At 66.0% G+C, this 7,325-nt stretch carries 8 protein-coding genes; 4 read left to right on the forward strand and 4 right to left on the reverse strand.

What is annotated here, in order from left to right:
* The 3 genes from VN856_RS00330 to VN856_RS00340 form a co-directional block, all read right to left on the reverse strand.
* Nucleotides 1-1,221, reverse strand: a 1,221-nt coding sequence (locus VN856_RS00330; protein ID WP_325685144.1) for an NAD(P)/FAD-dependent oxidoreductase, incomplete at its 3' end; no start/stop codon positions are given.
* 128 nt (nt 1,222-1,349) lie between these two features.
* Nucleotides 1,350-2,267, reverse strand: a complete 918-nt coding sequence (locus VN856_RS00335) for an LLM class F420-dependent oxidoreductase (protein ID WP_325685145.1) — start codon at nt 2,265-2,267, stop codon at nt 1,350-1,352.
* 57 nt (nt 2,268-2,324) lie between these two features.
* Entirely contained in the window at nt 2,325-3,002 is a 678-nt protein-coding gene (locus tag VN856_RS00340; RefSeq protein WP_325685146.1) for an SDR family oxidoreductase, read from the reverse strand.
* 176 nt (nt 3,003-3,178) lie between these two features.
* Between VN856_RS00340 and modA the strand changes: the two genes are divergently transcribed.
* From modA to VN856_RS00360, 4 genes are all read left to right on the forward strand, one after another.
* Nucleotides 3,179-4,030: a molybdate ABC transporter substrate-binding protein gene (modA, locus tag VN856_RS00345; protein ID WP_325685147.1), complete on the forward strand. Its 852-nt coding sequence runs from the start codon at nt 3,179-3,181 to the stop codon at nt 4,028-4,030.
* A 191-nt stretch (nt 4,031-4,221) separates the two neighbouring features.
* The gene (locus VN856_RS00350) at nt 4,222-5,310 is read left to right on the forward strand and encodes an APA family fibronectin-binding glycoprotein (RefSeq protein WP_325685148.1); all 1,089 of its coding nucleotides are present in this window, start codon (nt 4,222-4,224) and stop codon (nt 5,308-5,310) included.
* Between the two features lie 152 nt (nt 5,311-5,462).
* Nucleotides 5,463-5,771, forward strand: a complete 309-nt coding sequence (locus tag VN856_RS00355; protein WP_325685149.1) for a GlsB/YeaQ/YmgE family stress response membrane protein — start codon at nt 5,463-5,465, stop codon at nt 5,769-5,771.
* A 31-nt stretch (nt 5,772-5,802) separates the two neighbouring features.
* Nucleotides 5,803-6,819 carry a zinc-binding alcohol dehydrogenase family protein gene (locus tag VN856_RS00360; RefSeq protein ID WP_325685150.1) on the forward strand — a complete coding sequence of 339 codons (1,017 nt, stop codon included), beginning with the start codon at nt 5,803-5,805 and terminating at the stop codon, nt 6,817-6,819.
* Between the two features lie 7 nt (nt 6,820-6,826).
* On the opposite strand, the gene VN856_RS00365 is transcribed toward VN856_RS00360, so the two are convergent.
* Nucleotides 6,827-7,325, reverse strand: a 499-nt coding sequence (locus VN856_RS00365) for a CPBP family intramembrane glutamic endopeptidase (RefSeq protein ID WP_325685151.1), incomplete at its 5' end; no start/stop codon positions are given.

Below are 7,325 nucleotides of genomic sequence, written 5' to 3' on the forward strand. Positions count from 1 at the left end.
CTTGAACCCGATCAGATAGACCAAGTGCAGCAGCAGCCAGGCGAACCAGCCGATGATGCCACCGAACTCGAGCGGACCGATTTTCACCACCGCGTAGTACCGCGAAACCGCGGCCATCGACCCCTTGTCGAAGTACTGGAACGGCTCGCGCTGCGCAGGGTCGGCGCCGGCCAACTCGGCCTTGATCGTGCCCGCGGCGTACTTGCCGCCCTGGATGGCGCCCTGCGCAACCCCGGGCACCCCGTCGACCGCGGCCATGTCACCAACCACAAACACGTTGGGGTAGCCAGGAATTGACAGGTCGGACAACACCTTGACCCGGCCCGCGCGGTCGAGTTCGACGCCCGATTGGCGGGCAAGGTCGCGGCCCAGCGGGCTGGCGGAGACTCCCGCGGACCACACCTTGCAAGCCGACTCGATGCGGCGGGTGGTGCCGTCGGAGTCCTTGACCGTGATGCCGTCGCGGTCAACGTCGGTGACCATGGCATCGAGCTGAATTTCGACGCCCATCTTCTCCAGCCGTGCGGCAGCCTTCTTGCCGAGGTTCTCACCCATCGGGGGCAGGACGGCGGGAGCCGCGTCGAGCAGAATCACGCGCGCTTTCGTCGAATCGATGTGGCGGTACGCGCCTTTGAGGGTGAAGTCCGCGAGTTCGGCGATCTGGCCGGCCATTTCCACGCCGGTCGGTCCCGCACCCACGACAGTGAACGTCAGGAGCTTCTGCCTGCGCTCCGGATCATTCGACCGCTCGGCCGCTTCGAACGCGCTCATGATGCGACCACGCAATTCCAGGGCGTCGTCGATGGACTTCATGCCGGGCGCGAATTCGGCGAAGTGGTCGTTGCCGAAGTAAGACTGGCCGGCCCCGGCAGCGATAATCAAGCTGTCAAAAGGAGTTTCGTAGCTGTGCCCGAGTAACTCCGAGACGACGAACTTGCCCTTCAAGTCAATGTGCGTGACGTCGCCGAGCAGAACCTGAGCGTTGTGCTGACCCCGCAGGATCATCCGCGTTGGAGGAGCGATCGCGCCTTCGGCAACGATGCCGGTCGCCACTTGGTAGAGCATCGGCTGGAACAGGTGATGGGTGGTACGAGCGATCAACTTGATGTCGACGTCGGCCCTTTTCAGCTTCTTGACCGCGTTCAAACCACCGAAACCGGATCCTATGACTACAACCCGGTGTCGACGATTGAGTCCGGAAGCTCCGGGCTGGGCGTTCATGGCGTAAGTGCTCCTCAGCGGCGACTGCGTGCACCTCCACGATAGTCACCCGGACCTGCAATTATCGACGTTAGCGGGTGTGATCGCCCACACCTGCAACGTCAGACGTGACGCGCCTCGCTACCGGATCAGAGCCCCACCAGCGGACGTAACGCATCGCCGACGGCGGTGACGACACCAGGGGTGTAGAACGGCATGTTGATGATCACGCCGTCGATTCCGGCGTCCAGCACCTTGGCCTGAACCTGCTCGGCGATGGAGTCGGCGCTTCCGGCCAGCATGCGCCCACTCATCTCCGCGGGGATCTGGTCCGCCTTCACGTTGTCGTCGAGCAGTACGGTCAGCAACATGCTCGTCTCCAGCGTTGCGGGGTCGCGGCCGATTTCCTCGCAGCGCTCCCGTACAACTTTGACCTTGCCTACCAGTTCATCGAATCCGGCGATCACGTTCAGATGGTCGAAGTGCCGAGCGGCCAGCGGGATTGTCTTCTTCTCGCCGCTGCCGCCGATCATCAGCGGAATGTGATCGCGATAGCGCGGATTGGCCAGTGCGTTTTCGGCGCGGTACCACTTACCGGAAAAGGTCGGTCGTTCACCTTTCAACATCGGCAGGATGATCTGGAGTGCCTCGTCAAGACGGTTGAACCGATCGGTGAAGGTGCCGAATTCGTAGCCCAGCTCGTCGTGTTCGAGCTCGAACCAGCCTGTGCCGATGCCGAGAATCGCCCGGCCCGCGCTGACCACGTCGAGGGTGGTGATGACCTTGGCCAGCAGCGTGGGGTTGCGGTAGGTGTTGCCAGTCACCAAAGTGCCCAGCTGAACTCGCTCGGTCGCCGTTGCCAGCGCGCCGAGGGCCGTGTAGGACTCGAGCATCGGCTGGTCGGGGGAGCCGAGCATCGGGAGTTGGTAGAAGTGGTCCATCACGAAAACCGAGTCAAATCCCGCTGATTCGGCCTCGCGAGCCTGCGCGATTACGGTCGGGAAGAGCTGCTCGACGCCGGTCCCGTAGGAGAAGTTGGGGATTTGAAAGCCAAGACGAATAGTCACGAAATCCACCCTAGTGACCCGCACTCAGCAGCGAAGGTCGCTCCCGCGAATTACGCGCTAGGCGAACTGCGTCAGCGCCCCGTGGCTGACGTGCAGCATCTGACCCGTGATGTGGCGGGCAGCGCCGGTGGTGAGGAACAGCGACATCCTGGCGATCTCGGCGGCAACCGGCGGCGGCGTGCGGGACAACCCTTCGTAGCCGGGCTGCGCGCCGCGCCCAGCGGCCACGGCGTTGACCGTGATACCGCGAGTGCCGAAGACGGTCGCCTGACCGGCGACCCAGCTCGCGAGGGCAGCCTTGACCGCGGCCTCGGCGCTACCCGGGCGGGCGCTCTCCGGCACGACGCTGATGATCGACCCGCCGGAGCGGAGGTGATCGCCCACCGTCTGGAGTGTCAGCACGGCCGACAGCATGGTGTCGTCCAGGGAGTTGCGCCAGGCGGCGGCGAGATCCGACAGCGAGTAAGCGCGCGGGTCACCGGAGCTCCAGCGAGGCGCCGGGATGTTGACGATGGTGTCCAAGTGGTGGGGGAAGAGGTGTCGGACCTCGGCCAGCGCGGCGGGGTCGGTGTTGTCGCAGACGATCGCGTCCGCTTCGATCTCCTTGGCGGCTACCTCGAGGTCATCGCGGCGCGCGCCCAGCAGGGTGATCGTGTGGCCCTCGTTGTGGAACCCCTCAGCAACGGCACGACCCAATTCCGTGTCGCCGCCGGTAACCAGTACCTCCACCGCCATGACCTCCTCATATTCGCCATTGAATCCAGGTGCCGGCCCGTAAAGAGCACCGCGGCTTCCGCCTGGAGCAACGGTCCTCCGATGCTTCGATGGTGGCACACCGCAACGCCGGCCCCTGGGATTTCAGGGCGTGTATGGCATTAACGTTTCCTTATGTTACTGGACGGTAGCTAGATATGAAACTCCGAATCCGGCACGGCACGGTCACTGTTTGGACAACGCTGGGCAGCGTGACCGTCCGGCTCAGCACCGCGCGAGCATGGTCGGCGGGCTTGCTGTCGCTGGCACTGGTGGCCCTCCTGAGCGGCTGCGGGCAGAAGACACCGCCGTCCACGACGGCATCCACATCGTCAGCCCATTCGATCGTCGTGTTCGCTGCCACCTTGCTCAAGCCCGCGTTCACTCTGCTGGCCGGAAAGTTCCAAACCGACAACCCGGGCGCCACAATCGATTTCAATTTCGCGACCTCGTCGGAACTCGCGAACAAGCTAAGCCAAGGTGCCAGCGCCGACGTGTTCGCCTCAGCGGACAGCGCCCAGATGGACACCGTGGTCAAGGCCGACCTGACGAGCAGCGATCCGATCAACTTCGCGTCGAACACGCTGGTGATCGTCACCGCGCCGGGCGACCCGAAGCAGATCCGGTCGTTCGCCGATCTCGCCAAGCCCGACCTTCGCGTCGCGGTATGCCAGGCATCAGCGGCCTGTGGATCCGCCGCGCAACGCATCGAGGACAACACCGGAGTGCATCTCAACCCGGTCAGCGAGGAGTCGGTGTCGTCTGGCGTGCTGGGAAAAGTCACCAACGGCGACGCTGACGCCGGGTTGGTCTACCTCACCGACGCGCACAAGGCCGGTGACAAAGTCACCGCGGTCCAGTTTCCCGAGTCGAACGAAGCAGTGAACATCTATCCGATCGCCATTCTCAAGCATGCGTCGCAGCCGGCGCTGGCACAGAAGTTCGTCGACCTGGTGACCGGCGCGACGGGCCAACGGGTGTTGACCCAGGCCGGCTTCGCGAGTCCCTGAGCGGGCAAAACGGCGGTCGTGATGACGCGCCCGACTGCACCCCAGACAGCGGGTCATCGCCACGAACACACTGCGGAGGCGGTGAGCTGCGTTTTTGCGTCGGATCGTGTGCTCCCAGCAGACAAGAAATTGATCCCATCCTCAGCAATTCACACTTGCGTCACGGGTGTAACACGGTAGGTTTTTTGCTCATGGATCAGGTGGACCGAAACTCGACACGGCCCAAAAACCGCTGGATGACGCGTGCAACCGCGGTCCTCGGGGGTGCCGCAGCGATCACGTTCGCGCTGCCGATTGCCGCCAGCGCTGACCCGGTGCCTCCGCCGCCGCCGGCCCCGGCGACCCCGGTGGCGCCCGCGCCGGGCAACCCGCCGGCACCTGCTCCGGCCAATCCGCCCGCCGCACCAGATGCCGCCCCGGGTCCGGCCGGCCCCGCCGCGGCGCCTCCGGCGGCCGACCCGGTCGCGGCGCCGCCCGCGGCCGATCCCAATGCTCCCGCGCCACCGCCGGTCGACCCGAATGCCGGACGGATCGACAACCAGGTTGGCGCGTTCAGCTTCGTCCTGCCCGCGGGATGGGTGGAATCCGATGCCACTCACCTCGACTACGGCTCGGCGCTGCTCAGCAAGATCGCCGGGGCGCCGACCGCGGGTCAGCCGCCACCAGTCGCCAACGACACCCGCGTCGTGCTCGGGAAGTTGGATCAGAAGCTGTACGCCAGCGCTGAGCCCGATAACACCAAGGCCGCCACCCGGCTGGCGTCGGACATGGGCGAGTTCTTCATGCCGTACCCGGGCACGCGGGTCAATCAGGAGACCATCCCCCTCGCCGGCAAGGGAATGTCCGGGGGTGCGTCGTACTACGAGGTGAAGTTCAGCGACGCCAGCAAACCGAACGGCCAGATCTGGGCCGGAGTGGTTGGCCCTTCGGGGCCGAACGTCCCGCCGGCCGCGGCGAACCAACGCTGGTTCGTGGTGTGGCTGGGCACTGGGAACGACCCGGTGGACAAGGCGGGAGCCAAGACACTGGCCGAGTCCGTCCTTCCACTGCTGGCGCCCCCGGCTGCACCAGCGCCCGCCCCGGGCGCACCGGCTCCGGGTCCCGCCCCAGGGGCACCGGCCCCGGCTCCCGCTCCGGGCGCCCCCGCCCCGGCTCCCGCCCCAGGGGCACCGGCCCCGGCACCAGCTCCGGGAGCACCGGCGCCGGCGGCGCCACCGACACCCGGACAGCCCGCCGGTGGGAACGGCCCGGCGCCGGCACCGGCACCGGTCTCTACCTAAGATTTCGTCGGGCGACTCTCTGCTCCCAACGCCGCCACCCGTTTGAAAAAGGTTGATCGGGAACGTGTCCGGCGGCCCGTTCACCTGATTACGCTGAACTGATTAGCGCAACGGTCCAGCAACGGGCTTTACCGCGACAGCAAGGAGATTCGATGAACGGGATTGCCGCTACTCAATATCTCGCATTGTCCACACCGACCGCCGTCAGCTGGCTCGCCTACATCATCATCGGCGGCATCGCCGGCTGGCTCGCGAGCAAGATCGTCCGAGGCGGTGGCTCCGGCATTCTGATCGACATCGTCGTCGGCGTAATCGGCGGCTACATCGGTGGAACGCTGCTCAGCTGGCTTCACGTCGACGTCGAGCAAGGGCGCCGATGGTTCACCTTCTTCACCGCGCTGCTCGGGGCCGTCATTCTGCTATTCGTCGTGCGGCTACTGCGTGGCGCTGCAAGACGCTAACCCGTTGCAGCCCTAGCAATTAGCGGTAGCAATGACCTCCGCGGCCATGCATGCGTGGCGGGTGCGTCGGCCGGGTCCGATGGACACCGAGCCGCTGGAATACGTCAGCGCGCCGGTGCCACGGCCCGGGCCGTCCGAACTCCTAGTTGCCGTGCGTGCATGCGGTGTGTGCCGGACCGATCTACACGTCACCGAGGGCGATCTTCCCGTGCACCGGGAACAGGTAACGCCCGGACACGAGGTGGTCGGCGAGGTCGTCGAGGTCGGCGCTGACGCCGGTGACGAGTTCAATGTCGGCGACCGGGTCGGAATAGCGTGGCTACGGTACACCTGCGGCGTATGCGCGTACTGCCGACGCGGCGACGAGAACTTGTGCCCGAATTCCCGCTACACCGGTTGGGATAGCGACGGCGGCTACGCTGAATTCGCAACGGTCCCTGCGGCTTTCGCCCATCGTTTGCCAAGCGGCTACAGCGACAGTGAGCTGGCGCCGCTGCTGTGCGCCGGCATCATCGGCTATCGGTCGCTGCAGCGGGCCGCGCTCCCGTCCGGGGGCCGGTTGGGGCTGTACGGGTTTGGCGGCAGTGCGCACATCACCGCGCAGGTCGCGCTGGCTCAGGGCGCCGAGGTGCACGTGATGACGCGCGGCGTCGCAGCCCAGCAATTGGCCCTGGGATTGGGCGCCGCATCCGCGCAGGGGGCCGCTGATCCGCCACCGGTACCCCTCGACGCCGCGATCCTGTTCGCCCCGGTCGGCGAGCTGGTGCTGCCGGCGCTGGAAGCGCTGGATCGCGGTGGCACGCTGGCGATCGCTGGAATTCACCTGAGCGATATCCCCGCGCTCAACTATCAGCGCCACTTGTTCCAAGAGCGCCAGATGCGCTCGGTGACGTCCAATACCCGCGCCGATGCGCGGGCATTCCTGGACTTCGTCGGCGAACACCACATCACGGTGACCACGCCGGAATACCGCCTCGATCAAGCGGATCGGGCGCTCTCGGATCTCAGCGCAGGCCGAATCTCTGGCGCGGCCGTCTTGCTCGTGTAGCGACGCGTCAGCCCGACAGGTGCCACACCAGTGCGGCAGCCAGAGCCCCCGCCCCGTTCAGCGACCAGTGCAGCGCGATCGGTGCCAGCAGGCTGCCGCTGCGTCGTCGTAGCCAACTGAACACGAACCCGGCTGCCGCGGTCGCGACGACCGCCAGCAAAACCCCGGCCAGCATCCCGACGACTCCGCCGCCGAGCAGCCGGGTAAAGCCGACGTTGCTGGTCGTCAAACCCAGCGACGTGGCGATGTGCCACAGACCGAATAACAGCGAACCCGCGAACGCAACGCCGCGGAACCCCCACGCCCGATTCAACGCGCCGTGCAGCACACCGCGGAACGCCAGCTCCTCGGGGATGACCGTTTGCAGCGGAATGATCAGCATCGAGGCGATCAGCGCCCCGGAGATCGTCGCGTAGCGATGGTTCATGAACATCGGCCGCGTCCACGGCAGCAGCGCGCCGATCGCAATCACCGACACCACCAGCACAACGGCGCCCATCGCGTAT

The sequence above is a fragment of the Mycobacterium sp. genome, from assembly GCF_035603715.1.
Lineage (GTDB): Bacteria > Actinomycetota > Actinomycetes > Mycobacteriales > Mycobacteriaceae > Mycobacterium.